Raw genomic sequence first — 24,569 nt, forward strand, 5'->3', positions numbered from 1 at the left:
GGGCACGGGCGGCGGCTGGCGGCTGGGCTGGGGTGTGCTCGCCGCCAAGGGCATGGCCGCCTGGGCGGCGGCCTGGCGGTCCCTGCCCGAGCCGCTGGTCCGGCCCCGCCACGAGAGGCAGGCGCCACCCAGCCTGGCCCGCGACGGCGACGAACTCGTACGGATCCTGGCCGCGATGGCCCTGGCCCACCTCCACCCGCCCGAAGAACGGACGGAGCAAACAGTCCTGGAAGCAAAGGGAGTTGACGGCATACGTGGACGCGACGGCCGCGGCGGGCAAGGTGACCCGCGAACATCTGCAGCGTGACGCCTACCTCTATATCCGCCAGTCCACCCTCAAACAGGTGATCAACAACACCGAGTCCACCCAGCGGCAGTACGCCCTGCGGGGCCGGGCCATCGCGCTGGGCTGGGACCACTCCCAGATCATCGTCATCGACACCGACCAGGGCCAGTCCGGCGCCTCCGCCGAGGGCCGGGACGGCTTTCAGCGGCTGGTCGCCGAGGTCGGCATGGGACACGCCGGGATCGTGCTCGGCCTGGAGGTGTCCCGCCTCGCCCGCAACAACACCGACTGGCACCGGTTGCTGGAGATCTGCGCGTTGGCCGGCACGCTGATCTTGGACGAAGACGGCCTCTACGATCCCGGCAACTTCAACGATCGCCTCCTGCTCGGTCTCAAAGGGACTATGAGCGAGGCGGAGTGCACCTGCTCAAGGCCCGTCTTCGGGGCGGAGTGTTGTCCAAAGCGAGGCGCGGGGAGCTGGTCCAGCCGCTGCCCGTCGGCCTCGTCTATGACCACGCCGAGCGGGTGGTCCTCGACCCGGACACCTCGGTCTAGCAAGCGATCCGGCATCTGCTGGCCACGTTCGCCGCCACCGGCTCCGCCTACGCATGCGTCAAGGCGTTCGCCGACGAGGGCCTGAAGTTCCCCCGCCGGATCCGCACCGGCCCGAACAAGGGCGAGCTGACCTGGGGCATCCTGCAGCACCACCGGGTCCTGCAGGTCCTGCACAACCCCCGCTATGCCGGCGCGTTCTTCTTCGGACGCCGGCGTGAGCGCCGTGGTCCGGGCGGCAAGACGACCAGCCACGTCCTGCCGCGCGAGGAGTGGACGGTGCTGATCACCGATGCCCATCCGGGCTATCTGACCTGGGCCGAGTTCGAAGCCAACCAGACCCAGCTCGCGGAACTTGCCGCCGCCGCCCACGGCACCGACCGCAAAGCCTCCCCTCCCCGCGAGGGTTCCGCGCTGCTTCAGGGCGTGGTCTCCTGCGGCAAGTGCGGCCGGCGGATGACCGTGCGCTACCAGCACTACAAAGGCACCGGGAAACCGATCTACCTCTGCCAGTTCGACGGGATCCGCAACGCGTCCCCGATCTGCCAGACCATGGTCGGCGACCAGATCGACACCGCCGTCGGCGAACTGCTGCTGGCCACCCTCACCCCGCTCACCCTCGAGGTCGCCCTGCGGGTCAGCGACGAGCTGGCCGCCCGCGCAGAGGAAGCCTACCGGCTCCGCGCCGCTTGCGTCGAACGCGCCCGCTACCGCGCCGACCTGGCCCGGCGCCGCTACCTGGCCGTCGATCCCGCCAACCGGCTGGTCGCCGACACACTGGAGGCCGACTGGAACGACGCCTTGCGCGAACTCGCCGAGGCCACCGAGGAGTACGAGCGCGCGAAGAACACCGCCATCGGCCCGCTCTCGCCCGAAACCCGCGCAAAGATCACCGCGCTGGCCGCCGACTTCCCCCGGCTCTGGAACGACCCGGCCACCCCGATGCGGGAACGCAAACGCATGATCCGGCTCCTGGTCACCGACGTCACCCTCACCAAGACCGACCACATCTCCGTCGGCGTCGTCCTGCGAGGCGGACAAAATCACCACCTCACCCTGACCCGCCCGCAGACCGCCTGGGAACTGCGGCAGACCGACCCGGCCGTCATCACCGCACTCGACGAACTCCTCAACGAGCACACCGACGCCCAAAGCGCGGCCATCCTCAACGAACGCGGCCTGCCCAGCGGCATGGGCCGACCCTTCACCCGAGGCATGATCATTCACCTTCGCGGGGCCTACCACCTACGCAGCCACCGCCAACGCCTCCTCGACGCAGGTCTGCTGACCGTCTCCGAACTCGCCCGCCACCTCGGCATCCACTTCCAAACCGTCAAGCACTGGCGACGAGACGGCATCATCACCGGAGTCCTGGCCAACGACAAAGGCGAGTACCTCTACCCCCTGCCCGGCCCCGAACTGGTCCGGCCCGTCATCGGCAGACCCCGCCGACACGTCCTGGACCCCGAACACTCCGCAACGACCCGATGAGGTGCAGTGCGATGACAAAGGTTTGTCCTTCGGCTTCGATGCGCGGGCTGGATCCACCAACGTGCCGTAGTAGGAAGCGAGTTCGGAGTACGACTTGTTGATCTGCAGGTCGTAGAGGTCCGGCTTGCCGACCCCGGTCTTGAGGTTGTCCGGCACCAGCCGGTGCGGTGCACCGCCGAAGAAGCGAAATGCTTCCACCTGCGCTTCGGTCCAGGCGTGCCGGTCCATGTGCGCCACCGGGCGGACGAACATGTGCCGCGAGGCGGGCAGCACCATCACGAACGCCCAGATCCGGTGCCGTTTCCCGGTAGCTGGGTTGATCCACTGCCCGAGGAAGCCGTAGTCGATCTGGGCCTCCGAGCCCGGCTCGACATTCTCCCGCAGCACCGTCACCTTCGACCGGGCCGCTTCCTCGGGCAGGTTCTCGTGCACCCAGCGGCGGAACGTCGACAGCGATACCTTCAACTTTCCTTCGTCCCGGAGCCGTTGGTGGATCGTCGTGACCGTCGTGGTCTCCAGCAGGCTCTTGACGTAGTCGCGGTGCGGCTCGATCTCGCCCCACCTCACCTGGTTCAGCCTGCGGCTGGCCAGCTCCGGGAACCAGCTCTTGAGCAGCTTGGCCCAGTCCGCCTCGCTCATGGGCGGCCCGCCCGGGGTGATGCCGGCCGCTTCCGCCGGCGCCAGGTAGTTCCTGATCGTCTTGCGGTCCACCCCCAGCGAGGCGGACACCTGGCTCTTGGACCAGCCCGCGTATCAGTGCACGTAGATCTCGACGATGTCGACCACGGTGAACGTTCTCCTTGCCATCCGGTGCGTCCGTCGACCTCTCGGTTCGCAGGTCGAGGGACCGCGACGGCTCCGAGAGGTCAGGACCCTCAACCCGGGCACCGGCATGCCCCTGGGGAACCCGACCGATTCGCAAGGAAGATCCAATCGTGGCTCAAACCACCCGAAACAGGGAAGATCAGGCCCGTTCGAGCGCGGTCAGCAGCACCACTCGCGGTCAGCATCCCGGTGGGGAATCGTGACCACGGGGGTGGGGAATTTCCTGACGCTGATCATGCAGATCGTGGGGAATTGCTTGACCGTCGACACCCTGAGGACCTTCCTGGCCACCGACACCATGCCAGCACGGCCGAACCGCCTGGCCACCCTCGGCGACCCGCAGCTGACTGGGATGAGCTTCCAGGACCTGGCCAGGTTGATCGAACGGCTTTCCGTGCGGCAAGCCGCCGAGGCCGTGCGCCGCAAGTATCGACAACGAGGCGGAGACCGGCAGTTCGGAGCCCGCGGCGGCACCTTCCAAGAGAAGATCACTGACGCCGAACGCGTCCTCGCGACCATCCTCTGCCTGCGCAAAGTCTGCAGCCGTGACGTGGTGGCCGAACTTCGACGTGAGCCGACGCACGATCGGCAACGCCATCGTCTGGGTCCGCCCGCTCCTGGAGGAGGACGGATACTCCGTCACCGGCTCAGCAAAGCGCTACTCCAGCGCTGCAGACCTCCTCAACACCATCACGGGAGAGACGGCCTCGCACGGACCGGAATCGCCATGTTGATTCCTTACGGCTTCACTACGACCGCAACCTGCTCTGTCAGGTTCCGAAATCCGCCCAGCCGTGGGTGGCCTGCTGCTGCGGACAGTCTTCAGTTCAACGTCAGGCAGCCGGGGCGAACTGGTGCGGCAACAGGCCGGCCTCCCAAGCAGCGTGCAAGATTCCCTCGTTGTCGACACCCAGCTTCTTTCGCAGACAGGAGATCGCCTTCGTCACTGACTGTCTGCTCCGCCCAAGGGCAGCGCTGATGCCCTTCCGGTCGAGGCCCGACGCCAGTGCCAGAAGCACGTCGCATTCACCGGGAGTAAGTTCCGGTGCCCGCACGGCGGTCGTAGCTGCGACCGGTCGTCGCCGGCCGAGGAACTTGGCTCCTTCCTCAGCGGCGGTGCAGTCGGCACAGGGGCGGCCGGTGCCGTGACGTCGCTCCCATTGCGCGCCGGCCGTGGTGCCGCAGAGTGGCCGAGGGTCCGTCCCGGGGACACGCGACCGGTAGCCGGCTTCGGTGCGTTCGGCGTCGGTTTCCGCGCCCCAGACGCCGTACTCACCTTGCTCCCGGGCCCATTCCCGGCAGGCAAGCATCACGGGACAACTACAGCAGAGAGCCACCGCCCGGCGGATCCGCTCTTCTGCGGGTCGGCCGCGACTGCCTGTGCCTTCGTAGGGGTGGAAGAGATCCGGGTCGGTGGTGCAGGGCAACGGACCCGAGTGCGGGCCCGTCAACTTCGGAGCAGCGAATGAGGGTGCTGTGGGCATTGGGTTCCTTCAACACGCGATGTGGAGACGTTGCCCAGCCTCGGCGACGTCCGCGTAACGCCGATGGCCGGGCACACTCTGTACACGAAGTGGTGGTACCCAATGTTCACTTGCACAGGTCCGGCCTCCGAACCTTGACCCCCGTCAGCCAGTGCAGCGCACACTGAGCTGAGCAGCGCCAATATGCGCGTTCGTCCTCGTCGTACCCGACCAGTCCTCGCCGCGGTTGTGCAGCCTCACCACGATGTTGGTGCCCTGGGGCTGCACCTTCTTGCCGGTCACCCACTGCCCCCTGCGGGTTGTCTGATCGATTGCGAAAGTTGAATACGCGGAACCGGTCGAACTGCTGCGGATCGTGTAGAACGCAGGCGCGCCGGCCGCGTCGCGCTCCGTCGCGCCTGACGGTACAAAAGCGCTGATGGTGCACTCCCGTGATGGTGATCCGACGCTGAAAGTCCACTCTGCGAAGGCATTCGGATCGTCTGAGGTCGCACTACCTGACATCGGAACGGCTTCGAATGCCCCGCTGCACCCCCCGCCGTCGAAACCGCCTGACGGGAGGGTGTACCAGCCTTCTTGGCCGTTCTCGTATCGCCCGACGTGCCGATAGCTGCCGGTTCCAGCCGGGCAGCCATACCCGGCTACCGAGTCATAGGTGACCCGCTCGGTCGGCGTAGTTGACGGTTTTGGGCCGTCGACCTCGGGGTTGTGCATCGATGGGGTGGTTGCGCGATTACGCGAAGTCGCTGTCGGGTGTGCGCCCGAGGCTCCGGACTTTCCGTGAGTGTTGGACGGCGAAGTGGCCTCAGCCGTCGTGCTGTTCGTCGGCCAGTCCGTGGGGCCGGTCCATGCGGACCCGGTCACAAGGGGGATTTGCGGCGGAATATCCGTGGTCGCTCCCTCGCCATGAGCGGCGACCGAGGTGCTATCCGCACTGCTCCCAGGGAGGAGCAGGGGGACGGAAAGAAGAGCAGCGCCCGCCAGAACCGTGCAGGCCAGCACGGCGAGGCGCGCCGGCCTGGCGCCCGAAGGCACAGCGTCAGCACCGCCCAGCACGTCGGCGCCTGGCGACATATCCAGCTCATCCAAGTTCGAGCCGTTCGCTGGACCGGCGAAGTGCACAGAGAGGTTCGGGTGAGGCGCCTGCTCATGCTCATCGCCGTAGCGGGTGAATGTGGCATCGGTGGGTACCTGGATGGCCGCTCTTTGCTTGCCCCGCCCGTCCGGCGTATCGGTGAAGTCGCCCGGCTTCCCCGGCATCGATGGCACCGGTCCGTCCGGGAGAGGAGTCGGGGCATCGATCTCGAGTCCAAGGCGATGGAAGAAGGCCGCGGTGTCCGGGTCGCTGCTGCTGTCCGTCTGTCCCTGAGCCCATGGATAGGGCTGTCCGGCTGAGGACGGAGCATCAGAGCCTGGGTGGAAATCGGTCATCGTGATTCCCTGCTTTGCTCGTAGAAGGCGGTGGCCGTCGGCACCAGCTCGACCCGGTGGTGCGGCCGAACGGCCCGACTCGGAGGAGCAGCAGCATCACTTCACCTCCAAGAACCGATACGAACGTTCTGCCCGCCAGGTTCTCCCCGCTCGCGACGCCGAACGCCCTATCAGCGGCACCGATGCCATCAACCGGTATGACCCGGAAACGATGCCCACTTCAGCTAGAGAGTTGCGCTCCGATGAACTCTGCAAGTCGTGCGGCCGTAGTTCAGCCTGTTGCCCGTCACTTTGCGCGGCGGCCGGAACTGTAAGGAGACGTCGCTTTGCTCACCCTGGACCTACATCCGCTCTTTCGTTGTAATCGCGACATCGAACTCGCCCTGCGACAGGTGATCTTCAAGGCCGTTGGAACTGGAGAACATGTCGTGGAAATCATTCCTGGCAAGGGATCTGGGCAGCTCAAGGAACGTGTCCTCGCCTTCCTCGATCAGAAGCGCATCAAGAGGCTGTACGCGCGGGTTGAGATCGATCCGTCCAATGCCGGTCGGATCCTTGTCTATTTCCCCAAGTCGTAGCCGTGTCCGCACGTGACCAGGGTCGAGAACGTCGTGGTACAGATTCGGGAGGACTTTTCCAGTTCGTCTAATTTGCCAGGTGATCAAGGTTGCGGGCCACTTCACGGGCGATTTCTGCTCGCGAGCGAGCGGAGAGCTTGCCGAGGATGCTGGAGACTTTGCTCTGTACGGTGCGCCGGGAGAGGTGCAGCACCACCGCGATCTCCGCGTTGGACAAGCCTTCCGCGACGAGTCCGGAAATCCGTAGCTCGACGGGCGTGAGGCTGTCCCAGCCTTGAGGGTTGCGGTCGGTATCGTCCTGCTCAGGCCGGATGCCGTAGTCGTGGAGACTTGATGCCGTCCTGCGTATGTCCCACGCGGCTTCCAAACCTGAGTAGACCAGGATCGCCTGGGCTGACACTCGACGTGCCTGCGCCGTGGCACCCTGGCGGGCGAGCAGCACCGCTGCATCCTCCAAGGCGCGGCCCTGGTACAACGGCAGCTGAGCCTTGCGGTAGCGGTCGGCGGCGAGGAGGAGGAGTGACGGATCGCCGTCGAGCATCGCTCGGCCGTGCGTGGCCACTTGTCGCCAGACTTCGGTGTCGCCTTTGCGGGCTGCTGTTTCGCAGTACTCGGCAGCTTGCCGGGCCCTTACGGGCTCGTGGAGTGAGAGGGCCAGGCGCACCAACTCGGGGAGCCAGACGTGGGCTTCATCCGGTTCCTCGGACGGCTGAGAGCTCAGGGCTTCCGACAGGATGGCGAGTGCTTTGTCGGGTGCGCCCGAGCCCTCCGCCTCCATGGCGCGCGCTGCGTGCAGATGATGGTCCGCCGAGGTGCCGGCTGCCCCGTCGGTCTCCGCCTCGGCCAGGGCCAGGTGGTCACAGATGCTTTGGCGGTCATCCTTGTGCGCGGCGACGAAGGCGACGAGGGCGTGCGCGTGCCGTCGCGATGCCGGAGAGGCGGTGGAGTCTTGGATCACGGGAGTCGCTCTGGCCTGAACGCCACTCCACTCGCCGCTTCTGATCCGTCTTCGGACATCGGCGAGTACAGCCTTGTGCCGAACGCGGCCGCCCATACGCATCGTCAGGCCATCCGCCTGTGCCCAGGAATCCTGGGCATCGTCGAGGAGGTCGAGTGCTTCGAGTGCCCGGGCGCGCTCCAGCAAGAGGAGGCAGCGGAGTTCGAGGTGGTCCGGGCTGGTACCGAGCATGTACAGGCACTCTGTCGCTTGCAACGCCGCGGCAGCACGGTTGCGCCTGCGCTCGGTCTGGGCTTGGGCGTAACGTGCCCGGGCGGACGGGTATGGGTCCTCATCCGGTTGTGCCAGAATAATCGCGCGCCGGGCGGCCCGGTCGGACCGGTCGAGGTCGTTCCCTGACAAGTGGATCAGAGCGGCTTCCGCCTGCAGCCTGGCCGCCCAGGACGTCGTCAGTGTGCCGGCGTTGCTCACTGCTTGTTCCACAACCGCCAGGGCCTCCGCTTGATGCCCGAGTCGTCGCAGCGCCAGGCACAGAAGCCAGGCCGCCTCCCCGGCGATCAACGGGTCGGTGGCCGATGACAGCAAGCCACGGGCTGCGTCCGCTGCCTCGTGGAGCCGGCCGGTCCGCAGGAGCGCCTCGACCAGCAGAGCTCGTAGTCTCGGCGGTACGTCGTGCCGGGACCTGTCTCGGCCCGCGCGTTCCAGCAACTCGGCGGCGGCCGCGGGGGAGCTCGCGATCAGCTCGGGGGCTGCCCGTTCCAGCCACTCGAGAACCCAGTCGTCAAGCGCGCCGTCGGCCAGGAGCAAGTGCTCGGCGATCCGCTCTGCCCGCGCCCCCCGGGCCGCGAGGATCTGGGCGGCCTGCTGGCGGACAACGGTCTGTAGGTCGGAGGAGATCTCGCGGGTGAGTGCCTCCCGCACCACAGGGTGCCGGAAGGTCAATCGGTCGCCCTGCGGAGCGACCAGCCCGGCCGTGATCGTCTCCTCGAGCACGGACGCGACGGCCATCGGCGGGCGCCCGAGCAGCACTGCGAGTTCGTCGAGCTGGAAGCTGGTGCCGAGCAGCGCTGCCCCGCGGAGTGTCTCCAGCGCTTGAGGGGGCAGGTAACCCAGATGGGCGCGTACCGCGTCGGTGGCTGCCTCGGGGACGGTGGTGCCCACGGCGTCGACATTCGGACCGTCGACGATCAACCGAGCCTCGTCCCGCAGGGCTTCGAGCAGGTCGACGGCATAGCGTGGATTGCCGCCCGAGAGCTCGAGCAGGCTTGTCAGCCCGGGACCGGGAAGGTAGCCGAGCCTTTCCCTGGCCAGTGTGGCAATCTCGGCCGGTTCCAGGCACCGGAGGCTGAGCGACTGCATTGGCCGATGCAGCTGGTCGAGGTGTGCCGACCGGCGCTTCTGGAACAGCAGGTTAACGCTGTGCTGCCGGGGAGCGGTGCGCACAGTCCCGATGAGCAGCAGCGCGGTCTGTGAGGCCAACCCGCTCAGCCTGTGCCAGAGGGCGAGAGATGGTTCGTCCGCCCAGTGCAGGTCATCGATCAGCAGGGCAACCCGTGACCGAGTGCACAGCTCGTGGATCCGCTGGAGCAGCTGCTCGCTCGCTGCCGCTTCAAGGGCGCGGGGCGTGGCGCCGCCCTCGTACGGTAGAGGGCTGCCGGTGAGGCACTCCAGGAAGGGACGCAACGGGAAAGGCTGCTCCAGCTCCTCTGCCGCCGCGGACAGTACGATGAAGTCTCGTTGCTTGGCCTCGGCGACGCACCAGGCGGCCAGGCTGGACTTCCCGCTTCCCGGGTGGCCCTCGATCACCAGGGCCGTGCCCTGTCCGAGCGAGGCCGTGACGAGAGCCGTGGCGAGGGTCTTCTTCTCCGCGTCCCGTCCCACCAATGGGACCGTGTCGTGCGCCTTCATGTTCTCCCCTGGAGAGTCCTTCCCATCTGCTGTACGTGGGCTGGGCCCGGCGTGTTCATGGTACGGACCACTCGTCCGAGCCTTGCCGCGCTGCCGCGTGCGCGATCTCGACCCGGGAACGGAGATCCAGCTTCGTAAGGATGTGGGAGACGTGACTCTGAACGGTGCGGGCGGAGATCATCAGCTCAGCGGCGATGGCCGGGTTCGACAGACCGCCTGCGATCATTCGCGCCACCGTGCGCTGACGTGGGGTGAGGGAATCCCAGCCGGTCGCCGGGCGACTGCGTGGTTCGTGCCGTCCGCACCGCACACCCAGGGAACGCAGTCGGCTCTCGGCACGGCGGATGTCCCAGGCGGCGCCCAGAGCAGAATATGCCGAGACAGAGTCACTCAGCGTGCTTCTGGCTTGGTCGGTGCGGCCTCGTTGGGCCAGCAGCTCGGCGGCGTCTGCGAGGCTATGGGCGTACTGCAGGGGGCGGCCCGACGAGTGGAAATACTCCGCGGCCCGTAGTACGCCGTCGGGGTCAGCGGTGATCAGCCCGGCACAGTAGTCTGCGGTGTGCTGCCGATAGGGGACAGCAATGCCCTCGTCGGCCAGGCCGCGGCAGCGCGCCGCGGCGCGTACGGCCACAGCCGTATCCTCGGCTGCGACCGCCAGCCGTACCAGGTGGCTCAGCGCGTCGAAGAGGTGTTCCGAGCCTATGGCTGCCGACGCCTCAACCGCCTCCGTGAGGATGGCCAGTGCCTCTTGGGGCCGGCCCAACTGTTCGGCTGTGACCGCGCGGGCCATCGCCAGGTGCTGTACGTGCCGATGGCCCGCGGGCGATTCGATGAGCTGGGCCTCGGTGGCTGCGAGATACCCGGCGCAGCGCAAGCGGTCGTCGCGATGGGCTGAGATCAGGGCAAGCAGGCTGTGGCTCTCGGCCGATATGCCCTGAGGTCCGGACTCGCCCTTGGTGAGCGGACCGAGCTCGGCCATCGCCTCGTCCCACCTGCCGGTTCTGAAGTGCAGTCGGGCGATGCCAAGCAGCATGGTCGGCATTGGCGTTCGCCGGGAGAGTGTATGGACACGCCGGATTTCTGCGACCGTCTCATCTGCCTGAGGCAGCAGGTCGAGTTCCGACTGCAGTATCAGGATTGAGGTGAGCGCGTGTCCCCTGGCGTCGGAATGGCATCGGTCACGGCTCAGGAGGACTTCGGCGCGCTCCGCCAGTGCCAAGGCGTCGAGCAGGTCGGCGTCCAACCGGCGTCCGGCCGCCTGTACCACCAGAGCGTCTCCCAGCGCTCGACTGTCCGAGGTCCGCGTAGCGATGTCGACGGCCTGGTTGGCTGACCGCTTGGCGGCTGTGAACGCACCCAGCTCCAGGTGCAGCTGGGCCTGAAGCGCGTGGAGGCGTGCCTGCCATGGCTCCGTGGCCGAAGCACGGGCGAGCCCATCTCGGGTGGCCTCCAGCGCGGCATGGGAACGGCCGGTCCGCTGGAGGGTGTGGCCCAGCAGCCAGATGCATTCCCCGACGGTTTGGGGATCCGTGGTGGATGCCAGGAGCGTGCGAGCGGCGGATTCCGCCTTGATGTGTTGCCGGGTACGGATCAGGGCGGCGATGTGGAATAGGGCCAGTGCCTCATGCTCCGGCTGCCCTGGAAGCGTGTCGCCCAGCACTCTGTCCAGCAGCCGGCCCGCGGTCTCGGGCGCCGCGTCGATCAGTTCCCGAGCCGAGTGCTGCAGCCATTTGGCCGAGCGCTCCTCCAGGGGCCCGCCCGCCCGCAGCAGATGCTCTGCGGTGGCAGCCGGAGCGCCGCCGGTTTTCGCGGAGATGTCCGCGGCGAGCCGGTGGATCGCGGCTCGTATGGGCTCCGCGACATTGTGGTAGAGCACATCAGTCACCAGCCGGTGTCTGAACCGGGCACGGTCACCCAGCAGTTCGAGCAGTCCGGTGGAGGCGAGCTCGTCCAGCTCGTCCTGGAGTTCTCCGGCTGTCCGGCCGAGCAAGCCGACGAGGTCGGTCACTCGGAATTCCGTCCCGAGAACGGCGGCCGTGCGGACGGTCTCGACGGCTTGAGGGGAGAGCGGCCTCACCCTGGCGAGCACCATGTCGGCCAGCTCGGAGGAAACGGGGTCGCCTTCTATTCGGGTGTCGCCGCCTTCGGAAGTGATGCCAGCTCTGCGGGACATCCACCCGTCCGCGATGGCCAGGGCGAAGCCCGGGTTTCCGCCAGCTGCGCTGACAGCCGTTACCAGATTGTTATCCGGTGCGCCCGAGTGATCGCTGATCAGTTCCTGGATGGCGTCGTCGTCGAGGTCCGGAACGGCGAGTCGACTGCCGCGTTGCTCCAGGGCCTGTGCCAGGCCGGCCACCTCGGGCCGCTGACGTCCGCTCCGAAGTGCCGCGACCATGAGCAGCGGCAACAGTTCGGTGAGGGGGAGCAGCCGGTGCCACAGCTCGATCGAGACGTCATCGGCCCATTGGAGGTTGTCGGCCACGAGTATGACCGGGGAGTCTGCGCACAAGCGCTGCAACCAGGCAGTCAGGTGTCCGGTCAGCGCCGTGAGCGGGTCACTGTCGGTGGAGCCGTTCCCGCGCAGAAGTTCGATGATGCCCTGGCGCTCGGAGTCTACGAAGCTGTCCCAGAGCGCCAGGCACTCCAGGAACGGCAGCAACGGATAGCACTGCTCGGCCTCACTGGCGGCCCCCCAGCGCACCCGGACACCCCGCTCGTGAGCCAGGTCGGCCAGGCGTCTGGCCAGCGCGGTTTTGCCAGCACCGGCCTCGCCTTCGATCAGCAATGCGCCGCCGTTCCTGCTCGAGAGGCTAGCCAGGACGGACTTCAGGTGCGCCACCGCCGCGTCGCGGCCGATCAGTCGGGGCTCGGAGCGCCCGCCAACCCGCCGTGCCGCACGGACAGAGGCGGGACTTGGCGTTCTGGCATGCGGGCTAGCTGCTTCTTGTCGAGTCATAGGCGTGTGACCGGTTCCCGGCATCCGTGCGGCCTCGCGGTTTTACGCAGTACACGCGGCCACCGTTGCTGGCCATTCCCAGCGTGGTGGGTGGCGTGACATGGGGGTTTGAAACGGCTGTGGGGGTACTTCAATGCCGCGGCACGGTACCAACCGAGCGCGGGGAGAGGTGTTGGTTCGCCCAGGAACTGCGCGAGCCGAGGATCAGCATACCCTTTCAGCCATGGATGAGGCCCGAAAGCGACTGGTGGGACGCGCTGAAGAGATATCCGTCGTGACAGCTCTGGCACGGGGCGCGTGGGCCGCGATGGGCGGGGGACTGGTGATCGAGGGTGAGCCGGGCATCGGTACCAGCAGTCTGCTTGCGCAGACCCGGACGCTGGCCGCGGAAGCCGGGTTCCAGGTGGTCAGCGGCAGGGGAGATCCACTGTCGCAGCGGCTACCACTGCACATCTGGCGGGAGGCACTCCATGACGAGGACCAGGGCCTGGCATCGGAGCCCGAGGGGGGATGGCCTGACGGACGCACCGCTGCTGCAGAGGAGCTCTTCGCAGCCGTACGTGCGCGGTGCGCCCGGCAGCCGCTGCTGGTAGCGCTCGACGAACTGCATTGGGCTGACAGCGAGTCGATTGGGCTGTGGCACCGGATCGCCCGTGCCGCGCCCGGGCTTCCTCTCGCGCTGGTCGCCACCGTGCACTCCGGGCAGCGGGCCGCGCCGGTCGATCGGCTCCTCGGTGCACTCCCACGGCTCGGAGTGTCGCACCTGGTGCTGGGACCGCTCGGCCGGGAGCCCGTGGTGAACATCGTGCAGCAGCGCCTCGGTGCGCAGCCCGGCCCCGGGCTGCTGGAACTCCTGGATGCGGCACACGGGAACCCAGCCCATGTGAATACCCTGCTGGAGCTGCTCGAAGAGTCGGACAGCATGGCGTACGTGCAGTCCGGAACGGTGGATCCGGCACCCGGCCGGGTACTGCAGGCACTTAGCCTCACCATGCAGACTCGGCTGGCCCGGATGTCACCGACGGCCCTCGAGGTGGTCAGAGTCGCGGCCGTGCTGGGCGACACCTTCCGACTAGTCGATGTGTCCGAGTTGCTCTCGCACTCGGCGTTCGCTCTGATCGGTCCCGTGGCTGAGCTGCAGCAAGCCGGACTCATCCTTCAGGAGGGCAGCCGGCTGTCGTTCCGTCACCCGCTGGTCCGCGAAGCAGTTCGGCTGAGTATCCCGCTCGCCTGGCGGCATGCGATGCACCGGGAGGCGGCGAGGGTGCTGATCGCTTCCGGGGCCCCGGAGGCAGACATCGCCGCTCAGTTCCTCCTGGCACACGGGATAACCGACGGCGAGACCGTGAACTGGCTGGTGTCGTCCGCACCGATATTGCTGGAGCAGGCACCCGATACTGCCCGGCAACTGCTCAGCCGGGCCTGGACGGAATTGCCTCCGGGCGACGCTCTGCGCTTCGCGTGCGGGTGCCGGCTGATCGACGCCATGCTGTGCCTGGGACGCGGAGGGGAGGCGGTCGACACCGCGCGCCAGGTGCTGGCCACGGCGTCCCGGCCGCCGGAGATTGGCGAGGTCGCCTGGAAACTCGGCGACACACTGCAGGAGCTGGGCCGGACCGAAGAAGCCAGGGCAGTGACTCGTGATGTGCTTCGTCGTGTCGATCTTCCGGCGCCCTGGTTGGGCCGCCTGCAGGCGCTCGACGCGCTGCTGATGGTGTGGGAGGGGCGCTTCGAGGAAGCGGTCCGTACCGCGGCGGGCGCCGAAGCCATCGGCCGGCAGGCCGGAGACCGCATAACCACGGTGCGTTCGCTGCTGGCACGTGCGGTATGCCGGGAACTGTTCCAGGCCTCTGAGGAAGTCCTGGATCTCACTGGCCAGGCCCTCGAACAGCTCGCTGCCAATGACGAAGGCCCCACGGCCGAATCACATCCACCGACCGTCGAGGGGATCAGCGCCCTACCAGCTGGAGTGGCCCCGATCGCTTCCGAGGAGACGGCCAAGCTCCTGGCCCTGAGGATGGTCGCCCTTGCGGAGCGGGATGACATCCACGAGGCCCGAGAGGTCGCCATCCGGGTTCGGGAGCGCATCGACCGCTTCGGCGGTGCTCGCCCGCCTGTGGTGCAGATACGCCTGGCCTGTTTCTTGTGGCGTACCGGGCAGTGGGAGGACGCAATCGCCGAGACACAGCTGCTGCTTCGGCCGGCCACTCAGGCCGGCCCGTTTCGACGTGCTGCCGAAGGTTTGCATGCGCTGCTCTCCGTACACCGCGATGAGCGGCGTGCCTGCGCCGACCTGCTTGAAGGAGCACCAGCGGGCGAGGCCGTGCGGACGCTGCTGGAGCGGCGTCTGGGCCACTACATGGTGCTCGCCCGTGCTCAGGCCGCCGAGCAGGCGGGCCGACCCGAACTGGCCCTGGAACTCCTGGCCCTGGGCATGGACCCGGTCCTGTCCCCCATGCTCGAAGACCGCTGGGCGTGGTTGCCGGACATCGTCAGGCTCGCCATCGAGGTGGGCAAGCCAGACCTGGCTACCGAGGCCTCCCGTATCTGCGCCCTCGACTCCACGGACCGGTCGAGCCCACACCGTGCGATGGCCGCGCTGCACTGCACCAGTCTCCTGACGGGGGACCCTGCGCCGCTCCAGGAGGCCGCCTCCTACTTCGCGTACGCCAGCAGGCCGCACCAGCAGGGCAGGGCCCTTGAGGACGCCGCGGTCCTCCTGGCCCGAGCTGACCAACCTGGCGAGGCGCGAACTGCCCTCGGCGAAGCGCTCCGGATCTACGAGGACTTGACCGCACGATGGGACATTCGGCGCGCTACGGCCCGCGCGGCGGCGACCGGGCTGCGGCTCGGTGGTGTGGTGGCTCGGCGACGTTCATCAGTGGGGTGGGAGAACCTGACGCCCAGGGAGGAGTCTGTCGCCCAGCTGGTGGCTCATGGGCGGTCGAATGAGGAGATCGCCGCAGCCATGGGACTGTCGCCACGGACCGTTCAGACCTATGTTTCTCGCATTTTGGGCAAACTCTCGGCGCGAAATCGAGCTGAGATCGCCCGGGAAGTGGCCTTGTACGCGACGGCGTCATCGCGATCTCGAGGGTAGCGGGAGGGAGCGGCACCCCAGCTCTGCCAACCTGTCCGCCAGATGGCGCATCATCGCAGGTCAGAAGTGCCACAACGGGTCCGGCGGGGCGTCGGGCATCAAGTTGATCTTCATGAGCTCCTGTTCCGTGACGTGAGTGGCTCTGGAGCCTCTGCCGTACCGATTGACCTGCGAGAACTCGCCGTCAGCGAGCACAGCGGGGGTCGGTCGCGAATATGCCTACGCATTACTCCCACAGTGCCTCTGTGCTCTCGCCGCTCGGGGACGCTCGCCTGCCCTCTGGCAGGGGGGTCATCCGGCGGATGTGCGGCCGACACCTCCTCAGTGAGGCTCAAAACCGGCACACCCGCCGTATCCGCGCTGCTTAGGGGAAACAAGATGACCACTGTGACTGCGCCCGTCCTGCCCATGCCGCAGACCGGCGCCATCTCATTCCGGCCCCTCCACGCCCTGCAGGAGCTTCCTGGCAAGGAGCGGAGGGAGCAGATGCCGGAGGTTACTCCGTCAGCCCAGTCCGTTCCGCCTCGTATGTCCGACGACATGTTCCAACGGCAGTGGGAGCTGCACCACCGGCCACTGTTCCGCTACGTCCTCCGTCGCACTTTCGGCGACCGGGCGCTTGCCGAGGACATCACACAGGAGGCATTCATCCGGGCCTGGCAACACCCGGAGGTGCTGGAGCGTGACTGGGAAACCCTGCTGCCGTGGCTAATCAAAGTGGCCCGGAACCTCTGCATCGACACGCTGCGCAGGCGCTCCACCCGGCCGCAGGAGGCCGACCTGGCGGACACGAGTAGCGTCATAGACAAAGCCGATAATGTCGACGCAATCGAGCGCCTGATCGAGGGCCAGGTGGTCAGGGAGGCCCTCGGACGACTGCCGGAAAAGCACCGCGCCGTGGTCGTTGAGCTCTATTTGGCCGACCGCAGCATCGCCGAGGTGTCCGAGATCCTCGGTATCCCGGAGGGCACAGTGAAATCACGCACCCACAACGCGCTGAGGATGCTGCGCAGGATCGTCGAGGCAGCGGATACGGACAAGGGACGGCGGTCGACCCGTCCCACCCGGCTGGCAGTTCGGCGGTCGCCGGACCGGACATCTTCGACAACCTTGTGTTGGGGACCATGAGCCCAGTGACCGGTCCCGTCGGCTGCCGAGGTGGATGGGGCGGCCGCCGCGAGGGGAGAAGCTGGGTTCACGGCGTGCATCCGGCGATCTTGGTGCTCAGGGGTGCGAGGAGTTCCTGAAGGCGCCGGATGCGTTGCTGCCCAAGGACTCTCCAGGGCGCGGCCGCCAGTTCGTCGGTGAGATCCTCGACCGATTGCCGGTGGATGCGGCCGGCTTCGGTCTGGCTGCGGTCGTCATCGAGCAGGCCCCGGGCGGTCAGCCGGTCCTCGGCGGCAGCCCATTCCCGGTCCGCCCACCCTCGGCGCTGCTGGATGCTCGCGCGTTCCTCTCCGCCGGCAGCGGTAATGGTCACCAGCGCTTCCACGCCGTCGAGACCCGCCTGCATCAAGGCGGTCACATGTCCGTCGCCGCGGTATTCCCGGAGGGTTGTGGCCGCCTGCCATAGGGCTAGATGGGGCTGTGGAGGAACGGGAAGGACGGCATTCGCCGCAGCAAGCGGGCGCCCCGGGGTGTCGCACGCCGCGACTGCCGCCGTCACCAGCTCTGCTGCCTCGGCCAGCTCTGCTGAGTCGAGGTCGTCGGCCAGAACGCGGCGGAGTGCTCTATCCACTCCGGCCAGGCGGCGCGCCAGCACCTCAGCGGGCGTCAGCGACTCCCATATCTTGGGAAATTCCCGCGCAACCATCTCTGGGTGAAAATGGTAGAACAGCGCCGCCACAACGCCGGCGTTCACAGCGCCGAGGGGAGCTGCTCGGGCTGCGAAGTAGCCCGTCCACCACGGTTGCATTCCCACTTCCTGGTAGGCGGTGGCCACTTCGGGAGCGAAGAAGACGATCGCATGGACCGGCTCGAGCAGGTCGTGCATCACCCGAGCCGTGCTGCGGTCCGTAACCATCTCATGCATCGCAGGAACTCCTTGCGTCACTGTTCGGGGTCGTCACGAGATCGCGGGCGGAGGTCGATTGAGCAGGGAATCCCAGTGGCTGGGCGCAGTAGTGCAGGGGGAGACGGGTCAAAGCGCCACGGGAAGTGCTGTCAGAGCACGGATATTGGCCACCCGACGGTAGACGAGGCCGGAGGGGGTGTCGGCAGCCTTTGCCGCGCTGGCACCCTCGAGGTGAAGATTTGGGAAACGGGCAGCTATCCGGGGGAATACCACCTGACCGAAGATCAGGGCGATACTAGCTCCGATGCAGTTGTGCAGTCCTACTCCGAATCCCAGATGTCGGATCGGTGGCCGGCGCAGATCCAGGTGCTCCGGGTCGGTGAAGCGCTCTGGATCCCTGTTGGCAGATCCCAGGACCAGGTGTACTCCTTGTCCGCGCTGGATCAAGTGCCCGTCCAGCTCGATGGGCGCAGTGGCTACCTGGGGCACCGCGATATGCACGGGGCAGTCGTAACGCAGGAGTTCGTTGGCTGCCGACTCCGCCAGAGCAGGTTCTTCGCCCAGTGCGGCATACTGGTCGGGATGCCGGATCAGGGCCAGCAGACCGTTGCTCAGGTAGTACGCGATCTTGGGTACGGCTGCCGTGTACAGCAGCCCGACGCTGCCGATAAGTTCGCGGCTGGTCGTGCGCTCGTCTCGGTCACCGGCCGCGATCACGGCTGAGAGCACGTCGTCGGTGGGGTTCTCGCGGTGCTCTGTGATGAGGCTGGCGATGTAGTTGGATCCGTTGGTCGTGAGGTCGTTGAGGGTCTGCGCGGCCGCGAGAGGGTTGGTGCCATAGGTGATGCCCCCGGCGATGGCGATGGCATCGTGGCCCAGCTGCGCTATCGCCTCGCTGTCCTTTTCCGGAGCGCCGGTGACAGCGCCGAAGACCCGGGCGGCCAGCGGGAAGGCGAATTCGTTGACGAAGTCTGTACGGCTGCGGCTGGCCATCTCGGCCAGTAGCTCCTCTGCCAATCCCGTGATGAGCGGCCGGAGTCCTTCGACGGTGCCGGGCCTCAGCACACTGGAGAAGACTTGGCGGAGTCTGGTATGGCGCGGCGGATTGGCGAGCAGCATCTGCCCCTCGAGGCGGTCTGCGTAGACCTGCATCTCCTTCCGGGTCTCGTCGGACAGGCGAATGTAGGTGGAGTTGAACTGCTGCGGTATGACCAGGCGCGGATCACCCATCAGAGTCAGGACATCGGCGTAGCGGGTCAGCAACCAGCCGTTGATGACTGGTTCGAAGTGGACAGGGTCTTCTTGGCGCAGTCGCCGGTAGTACGAATAGGGGTCTGCGACGAAGGAAGGCGACATCGGGCTGAAATGGAGCTCGGCGCGCAATGGAGCATCTCCTTAGCGACTGTCCGGTCGGTGATCCTGCGATGGGGGGTCCTCGGGCCCTGTCAGCTCCGTGACCAGCGATTCGATGCTGGAGGCGCCGTAGACCAGTGCGAAGTCGACCGGCCGTCCCAGCAGGGAGGTGAGGCCGGCGGTGAGCTCCGCGATCGAGAGGGAGTGCATGCCATAGCCACCGAGAGGGGCAGCGGCGTCGACGGACTCTTTCGGAAGCGCGGTGAGTCCGGCGACTCGCTCACGGAGCCAGCCGGATAGCTCTGCGCCTCCGACGGGGGAGCACCAGGACGGGGGCACCGGGGTGGGCGAGGGCGAACGATCCCGGTCGGCAGTCGACGGCGGCGGTCGCGTGCCGCTGAAATACGTCTCGGCCAACTGCTCTGCGTGGGCCAAAACTTGTTCCACCGAGCCGAAGGCCGGGAAGGTATCCGCGTAATACGTGCGCAGTTGTCCCTGGAGCTCGGTCAGCGAGCGGTAGCTCCCTGCCCGCAGGTCGTCGGGGCCGAAATAGGGTCTGCCATGTCGGTCTGCTTGGGCGTGGACCTCGACCAGCCGGCCGCCCAGGCGTGCCATGTCCTCACGGAGCAACTCGATGCGCTCCTGTTCGCCCAGGCCTGGTGCCAGGTACGAAGAGGCCAGATAGACATCCTGATCGGGGTACGGACGGCGCAGCGCCACGCAGTGCCCTCGATGGGCGGCAGAGGTGGCGTTGGGCAGCAGAAGGGCGTCGTCCGCCTGGGCCGAAAGGCCTGTCACGCTGCACAGGGCCGTCTGATAGTCGACTCTGCGGATCCGCGCGGCCAGGTTCTTCTCTTGCCCGCTGGCGTCCAGCAGGTGAATCACCTCGTCCAGGGGCACTGCGATGACCAGCCGGTTCGCCTCCACCGTGCCGATGCCGGTCTGTACCGTGACCCGGCTGGAGGAACGGCGGATGTGTTCGATGTCGACCGAGCAGCGAACATCGCGTAGCGATGCCGCCAGGCACTCCCACAGCTGCCGCCAGCCCCCGGTGAGTAGGAAGTCCGTCCCGTTGCCCAATGCGGTTGGATTGCCGGGCAGCCCGGCCAGCAACTGTCCTCCAGCCTCGACCCAGCTGAGGAAGTAGAGGGCGGGCATGTCCTCGTCAAGATAGCCGTGCCCCTCGGCGGTGTACCGCTGGCCCAGTGCCTCGGCCACCACATCGAGCTCCTGTTCCGCTAGCCACTTGGCAGCCGGCGCTGCCAGGACCGTTTCCGAGTGGGCCAGCCCAGGCTCGTCGATATGGGGGAACAGCGCCTCGCGCGTCGGAAGATAGACGAAGGCCGCACGGCGAAGCGTCGATCGCTTGGCCGCCGTGCCGTCGAGCTGCAGCACCGCGGGCGGCATGGCGGCTTCGATCGGCGCACGGCAGGCGGTTACGAGGGCTGCTACTCGACGGTCGGCGCTCGAGAACCGCGGGGACTCGATCTCGTACTCGCGGCCGGCGACGCGCACGACGTCACCTGTCCAGCCACCGAGCTCGTCCTTGAAGTCCAGTACGGTGACGGTGTATCCGGCTCGCTCCAGCTTGACGGCGAGGGTGAGCCCAGCCGGTCCGGCGCCGATGATGCACACCGCACCGTCCTGAGGTGTGGAGTCCGGGAGCGAGAACGCCGAGGTCACTGGGGGGGCCTCCCCGCCGCTTTGGGGGCAGCTGGGGAATCGGACGATTGACGGGCGCTCCGCCGATCCCACACCCACCACGTGGTGGAAGTCGACAGCGCTGTGCCGTCCAGGAAGTGTTGCCGGCAGACGTGCCGTCGCACTTTACCGCTGGTGGTCTTGGCGACGAGACCAGGGCGGCCCAGAACGACTGCCAGGGGGACGACGTGGTGCTCGGTGGCTAGAACATGTCGCACGGCGCGGCCCACCTCTTCGAGGAGGGCCGCGGAGGGTTTGGCTGTGCGGATTTCCGCAAAGAGCACGACATCGCTACCGGGCTCGCTATCGACCTCTCCGGTTGCATGCGCGGTGACGGCGGCGACCCCGCCGGGGCGGATTGCCGGATGACAGTCCCGCACGGTGTTCTCCAGGTCTTGTGGGTAGAGGTTGCGGCCGAAACTGATGATCAGATCCTTGATTCGACCAGTGACGTAGAGCTCGCCGTCGTGGAGGAACCCCAGGTCGCCGGTACGCAGAAAGGTGCCCGACCTCTCGGAAGCCTCTGCTGCGTCCGACGCTTCTGACCCGCACGATTTCTCCGAGGGCTCCAGGACGGCCTGGAAAACGGCAGCGCTCTCCTCCTCCCGGCCGAAATAGCCCGCGGCCTTGGTGGGGGAGTCCACCCAGATCTCTCCGACCTCTCCAGCCGGGCAGCGCCGTCGGCTTTCCGGATCGACTATCTGCAGGCGCTGTCCTTGCTTGGTGACCCTGCCGCAGCTGGCCAGGCGCACGGTGGCCCCGGACTGGGGAGCACGCGACTCACAGACGACCACTTGACCGCTCTCCAGCGCCTGACGGTCGACCGTGAGCCGGTTCCGCCCGCCCATGGTCACGCTGACGGTGTGCTCCGCCAGTCCGTACGCGGCATAGAAGGCGTCCGTGGGCAGGCCTGAGACGGCGAATGCGTCAAGGAAGGCGTCTACGGTGTCGGGCCGGATCGGCTCGGCCGCGGACATGAGGACGCGCAGTGCGCTGAGGTCCCATGTCCGGCGCTGCTCAGCAGTCGTCCGTCGCAGGGCGAGGTCGAAGGCGAAGTCAGGTGCAGCAGTGTGCGTTGCCCGTACGCGCGACATGACGTCGAACCAGGTTGCCGGTCTAGCCAGGAAGGCGAAGGGCGACAGCAGATAGGTGTGTGCGTTGCCCGCAGCGGTACTGAGAATCACGCTGATCAAGCCCATGTCATGGTAGGGCGGCACCCAGAAGACACCTCGGGCGTCCGCTCCCAGCCCCAGGTCGGCGGCATTGGCCCGGATTTCTGCCGTCAGGTTCCCGTGCGTGATCTCCACTCCTCGCGGTGCGGTCGTGGACCCTGAGGTGTACTGCAGGAACGCGGTCTCCGCCGGTCCGCTCGGCCGGTACCAAGCCCGGTGCGCGGCGGTGGCTGTGCCTGTGCTGCGGGAGCCAATACGATGCCACGGCAGTGCGGGCCAGCCGGCTGAACTCGCTGATGCAAGGGTGAGCTTCGCAGCGAGCGAGCCTGCGGTACGGGCGCGCTGGTAGGCGGCGTTGGTCAGTACCGCGGTCGCCTCGCAGTCCGCTGCGATCGCGGCGAAACCGCGAAGTTCTCGCCCTGGCCGCATGGGGTTGGGCGGGTACACCGGCACGGGAACGGAGCCGTGGGCCAGACACCCGAGGAAGGCCCGGACGAAATCCAGTGACGGAGGACAGGCCAGCAGAACCCGGTCGCCGGGGTACAGCCCGTGCTCCTTCAGCTGCCCCGCCACGCTGCTCACGCCGGACACCAACTGGCTTGCCGTAACGTGCTCCTGATCCTGTCCACCTTCGTCCACGAACGTGAACAACCGCTGGTCGGGGAAGCGTGTGGCCACGTCCAGCAGGTGTGACAGCACGCACCATGCCGGCATTTGCTCTTCGGTCATAACAACCTCTGACGGAACATGGTTGGGAGATCGTCTGGCTTCCGGTCCGGCTCCGGTGCATAGAGCGTCCTGGCCGGACTCAGCCTCATGTGCTGCCGTCCACATCGGCTTCCTCCGAGGGAGAGTTGGTCATGACTAGCCGTCGCTGGGCCTCCGGAGGGTGTGCTCGAGTGGTATTGAGCCGCAGGCCTGGGTGGCTTGAAGGGAGTGGGTTGCGCGTGAGCATTAGAGTCCCCGGCAAGCGTCTCGTCAAGGTTTCAACATCGCAACTTTCGTTGAAACTCTGGGAGAGCTGTGTGCGGTCGTCTGACCGTGACCCCTCCAGCAGGCTATGTCGAGGCAGGCCGCCTTCCCGGGCGGTTGCATCGAGCCGCGCGCGGTTGAGCCGGCACGCCCGGGGAGTGGACAAGTTCCGCGTTCAATAAATGAAGGCGACGTAAGGAATTGGCCACGCCAGCTGGTCGGCGTAAATTGACTGATCCTCACCGCTATCAGGAGGTGGTTGCGATGAGTTACCGTACCCCCTTGCGTCCGTCGACCGGACTGCTCGCATCGAACGTCCGGCGGGTCGCGGTGATCGGTGGCAGCCGAATCCCCTTCGCCCGTGCCGGTGGGCCCTACGCCACTGTCAGCAGTCAGGAGATGCTCACCGCTGCCCTTCATGGCCTTGTCGAAGGGTACGGATTGCGCGGCCAGTTGCTCGGCGAGTTCGTAGCTGGAGCGGCCATCAAGCACAGCCGGGACTTCAACCTCGCCCGCGAGAGCGTCCTCGGCAGCGCGCTGGATCCGCGTACCCCCGCCTACGACATACAGCAGGCATGCGGCAGCAGCATGCAAGGCGTCATCATCGTCGCCAACAAGATCGCTCTGGGCCAGATCGAGTGCGGTGTCGCAGGCGGGGTCGACAGCGCCAGCGACATGCCCCTTAGCGTGCACGAAGGGCTGCGCCGAATCCTCTACTCGACTCGGCGGGCGAAGACTCCGGGCGCACGACTGCGCGAACTGGCCCGGATCCGGCCGCGGCACCTCATCCCCTCGATTCCCAGACCCACCGAGCCACGCACCGGCCTGTCGGTGGGTGAGCACGCCGCTCGCACGGCTGATCAGTGGGGGATCGGCCGCGCGGAGCAGGACGCCCTGGCCGCGGTCGGCCACCAGCGGCTCGCGACCGCGTACGAGCGCGGTTTCCTGGATGATTTGGTGGTGCCATTCCGAGGTCTCACCCGGGACCAGAATCTCCGTCCCGACTCCACTGCCGACGGGCTCGCCCGGCTGAAGCCGGTGTTCGGCCTCGATTACGACGAGCCAACCATGACGGCGGGCAACTGCACCCCACTCACGGACGGCGCCGCGGTCGTGCTGCTCGCGAGCGAGGAATGGGCGCATGAGCGCGGCGTGGAGCCACTCGCCTACCTGACGGCCTGTGAAACCACTGCGGTTGACTTCGTCGAGGGCCAGGACGGGCTGCTGATGGCGCCCGTCTATGCCGTGCCACGAATGCTCGAGCGGGCCGGGCTCGGCATCGAGGACTTCGACCTGTTTGAGATCCATGAATCGTTCGCCTCGCAGGTGCTGGCCACCCTCGCCGCCTGGGAGAAGCACGGCCTCGCACCGGTGGACAGGGGCCGGCTCAACGTGGTCGGCTCCTCGCTGGCCACGGGGCACCCATATGGGGCGACGGGCGCACGGATCGTCGCGACCCTCGCCAAGCTGCTGGCAGAGCGCAATGGACCGGCCGCGGTCTCATCTCCCTCTGCACGGCGGGCGGCCAGGGGGTGACGGCCATACTCGAACGGCCCGACCCGAGTGTCGACTTGTCTGCCAGGGTGTGATGCAGGGCCGACCCCGCCCCAGCATCGGCGGGCTGGCAGCGTTGCCGAACCAGGAGGTCCACCCCCGGTGGTGAGGGCTGCGGGCGAGTCGGCCGGGCGGCCTGGACCGAGCCGGTGGCGTCGGTGGGCTTGAAAGTTGCCCGCGGACCTGGGCAGGTGGGGGCCCGCTTCTGTGGTCTGTTCTCACTCGACCCCCAAC

The 24,569-nt window shown here is 67.2% G+C and carries 15 protein-coding genes and 3 pseudogenes; 8 read left to right on the plus strand and 10 right to left on the minus strand.

The features are described 5' to 3' along the window. From ACWGI8_RS05185 to ACWGI8_RS05195, 3 genes and pseudogenes are all read left to right on the plus strand, one after another. Nucleotides 1-307, plus strand: a 307-nt coding sequence (locus ACWGI8_RS05185; RefSeq protein ID WP_453658741.1) for a hypothetical protein, incomplete at its 5' end; no start/stop codon positions are given. Next, entirely contained in the window at nt 255-926 is a 672-nt protein-coding gene (locus tag ACWGI8_RS05190) for a recombinase family protein (protein WP_453658742.1), read from the plus strand. The genes ACWGI8_RS05185 and ACWGI8_RS05190, both read left to right, overlap by 53 nt. Beyond that, a pseudogene (locus ACWGI8_RS05195) lies at nt 860-1,360 on the plus strand (recombinase family protein); the annotation flags it as partial. The gene ACWGI8_RS05190 and the pseudogene ACWGI8_RS05195, both read left to right, overlap by 67 nt. A 723-nt stretch (nt 1,361-2,083) precedes the next feature. Here ACWGI8_RS05195 and ACWGI8_RS05200 read toward each other — a convergent pair. From ACWGI8_RS05200 to ACWGI8_RS05215, 4 genes are all read right to left on the minus strand, one after another. Beyond that, a complete protein-coding gene (locus tag ACWGI8_RS05200; RefSeq protein ID WP_453658743.1) occupies nt 2,084-3,058 on the minus strand; it encodes a DDE-type integrase/transposase/recombinase in 975 nt (324 codons plus the stop codon). 274 nt (nt 3,059-3,332) lie between these two features. Then, nucleotides 3,333-3,752, minus strand: a complete 420-nt coding sequence (locus tag ACWGI8_RS05205; protein ID WP_453658744.1) for a hypothetical protein — start codon at nt 3,750-3,752, stop codon at nt 3,333-3,335. Between the two features lie 235 nt (nt 3,753-3,987). Continuing rightward, nucleotides 3,988-4,638 carry a WhiB family transcriptional regulator gene (locus ACWGI8_RS05210; RefSeq protein WP_453658745.1) on the minus strand — a complete coding sequence of 217 codons (651 nt, stop codon included), beginning with the start codon at nt 4,636-4,638 and terminating at the stop codon, nt 3,988-3,990. Nucleotides 4,639-4,782: 144 nt separating this feature from the next. Next, nucleotides 4,783-6,069: a hypothetical protein gene (locus ACWGI8_RS05215; RefSeq protein WP_453658746.1), complete on the minus strand. Its 1,287-nt coding sequence runs from the start codon at nt 6,067-6,069 to the stop codon at nt 4,783-4,785. A gap of 326 nt (nt 6,070-6,395) precedes the next feature. Here ACWGI8_RS05215 and ACWGI8_RS05220 point away from each other — a divergent pair, with 326 nt between their 5' ends. After that, nucleotides 6,396-6,647 (plus strand): Smr/MutS family protein, encoded by a 252-nt coding sequence (locus tag ACWGI8_RS05220; protein WP_453658747.1) that lies wholly within the window; start codon nt 6,396-6,398, stop codon nt 6,645-6,647. 67 nt (nt 6,648-6,714) lie between these two features. On the opposite strand, the gene ACWGI8_RS05225 is transcribed toward ACWGI8_RS05220, so the two are convergent. Together ACWGI8_RS05225 and ACWGI8_RS05230 are read right to left on the minus strand one after the other, a co-directional pair. Then, complete coding sequence (locus ACWGI8_RS05225; RefSeq protein WP_453658748.1) at nt 6,715-9,513, minus strand: ATP-binding protein; 2,799 nt, start codon at nt 9,511-9,513, stop codon at nt 6,715-6,717. Between the two features lie 55 nt (nt 9,514-9,568). Then, nucleotides 9,569-12,493: a helix-turn-helix transcriptional regulator gene (locus tag ACWGI8_RS05230; protein WP_453658749.1), complete on the minus strand. Its 2,925-nt coding sequence runs from the start codon at nt 12,491-12,493 to the stop codon at nt 9,569-9,571. A gap of 199 nt (nt 12,494-12,692) precedes the next feature. On the opposite strand from ACWGI8_RS05230, the pseudogene ACWGI8_RS05235 reads away from it, so the two are divergent. The 3 genes and pseudogenes from ACWGI8_RS05235 to ACWGI8_RS05245 form a co-directional block, all read left to right on the plus strand. Next, nucleotides 12,693-13,070 (plus strand): annotated as a pseudogene (locus ACWGI8_RS05235) (ATP-binding protein); the annotation flags it as partial. A 282-nt stretch (nt 13,071-13,352) separates the two neighbouring features. Continuing rightward, nucleotides 13,353-15,569 (plus strand): LuxR C-terminal-related transcriptional regulator, encoded by a 2,217-nt coding sequence (locus ACWGI8_RS05240; protein ID WP_453658767.1) that lies wholly within the window; start codon nt 13,353-13,355, stop codon nt 15,567-15,569. A 378-nt stretch (nt 15,570-15,947) separates the two neighbouring features. Further along, nucleotides 15,948-16,697: a sigma-70 family RNA polymerase sigma factor gene (locus ACWGI8_RS05245; RefSeq protein ID WP_453658750.1), complete on the plus strand. Its 750-nt coding sequence runs from the start codon at nt 15,948-15,950 to the stop codon at nt 16,695-16,697. 67 nt (nt 16,698-16,764) lie between these two features. On the opposite strand, the gene ACWGI8_RS05250 is transcribed toward ACWGI8_RS05245, so the two are convergent. The 4 genes from ACWGI8_RS05250 to ACWGI8_RS05265 all read right to left on the minus strand — a co-directional run bounded on the left by ACWGI8_RS05250 (nt 16,765) and on the right by ACWGI8_RS05265 (nt 22,538). Further along, on the minus strand, nt 16,765-17,601 hold the full coding sequence (locus tag ACWGI8_RS05250; RefSeq protein ID WP_453658751.1) for an SCO6745 family protein: 837 nt from the start codon (nt 17,599-17,601) through the stop codon (nt 16,765-16,767). Between the two features lie 108 nt (nt 17,602-17,709). Next, entirely contained in the window at nt 17,710-18,966 is a 1,257-nt protein-coding gene (locus ACWGI8_RS05255; RefSeq protein ID WP_453658752.1) for a cytochrome P450, read from the minus strand. Between the two features lie 12 nt (nt 18,967-18,978). After that, entirely contained in the window at nt 18,979-20,619 is a 1,641-nt protein-coding gene (locus ACWGI8_RS05260; RefSeq protein ID WP_453658753.1) for an FAD-dependent oxidoreductase, read from the minus strand. After that, nucleotides 20,616-22,538: a fatty acyl-AMP ligase gene (locus tag ACWGI8_RS05265; RefSeq protein WP_453658754.1), complete on the minus strand. Its 1,923-nt coding sequence runs from the start codon at nt 22,536-22,538 to the stop codon at nt 20,616-20,618. The genes ACWGI8_RS05260 and ACWGI8_RS05265 overlap by 4 nt, the downstream gene beginning before the upstream one ends. A gap of 507 nt (nt 22,539-23,045) precedes the next feature. Here ACWGI8_RS05265 and ACWGI8_RS05270 point away from each other — a divergent pair. Continuing rightward, a pseudogene (locus ACWGI8_RS05270) lies at nt 23,046-24,370 on the plus strand (acetyl-CoA C-acetyltransferase). Nucleotides 24,371-24,569 lie beyond the last annotated feature (199 nt).

The organism is Streptomyces sp. NPDC054841 (assembly GCF_053611045.1).

Bases quoted from the DNA above. Each gene is read 5' to 3' on its own strand.
- ACWGI8_RS05205 (WP_453658744.1), bottom strand. From the start codon at position 3,752: ATGGCGTTGCCGATCGTGCGTCGGCTCACGTCGAAGTTCGGCCACCAC.
- ACWGI8_RS05210 (WP_453658745.1), bottom strand. From the start codon at position 4,638: ATGCCCACAGCACCCTCATTCGCTGCTCCGAAGTTGACGGGCCCGCAC.
- ACWGI8_RS05215 (WP_453658746.1), bottom strand. From the start codon at position 6,069: ATGACCGATTTCCACCCAGGCTCTGATGCTCCGTCCTCAGCCGGACAG.
- ACWGI8_RS05225 (WP_453658748.1), bottom strand. From the start codon at position 9,513: ATGAAGGCGCACGACACGGTCCCATTGGTGGGACGGGACGCGGAGAAG.
- ACWGI8_RS05230 (WP_453658749.1), bottom strand. From the start codon at position 12,493: ATGCCGGGAACCGGTCACACGCCTATGACTCGACAAGAAGCAGCTAGC.
- ACWGI8_RS05245 (WP_453658750.1), top strand. From the start codon at position 15,948: ATGACCACTGTGACTGCGCCCGTCCTGCCCATGCCGCAGACCGGCGCC.
- ACWGI8_RS05250 (WP_453658751.1), bottom strand. From the start codon at position 17,601: ATGCATGAGATGGTTACGGACCGCAGCACGGCTCGGGTGATGCACGAC.
- ACWGI8_RS05265 (WP_453658754.1), bottom strand. From the start codon at position 22,538: ATGACCGAAGAGCAAATGCCGGCATGGTGCGTGCTGTCACACCTGCTG.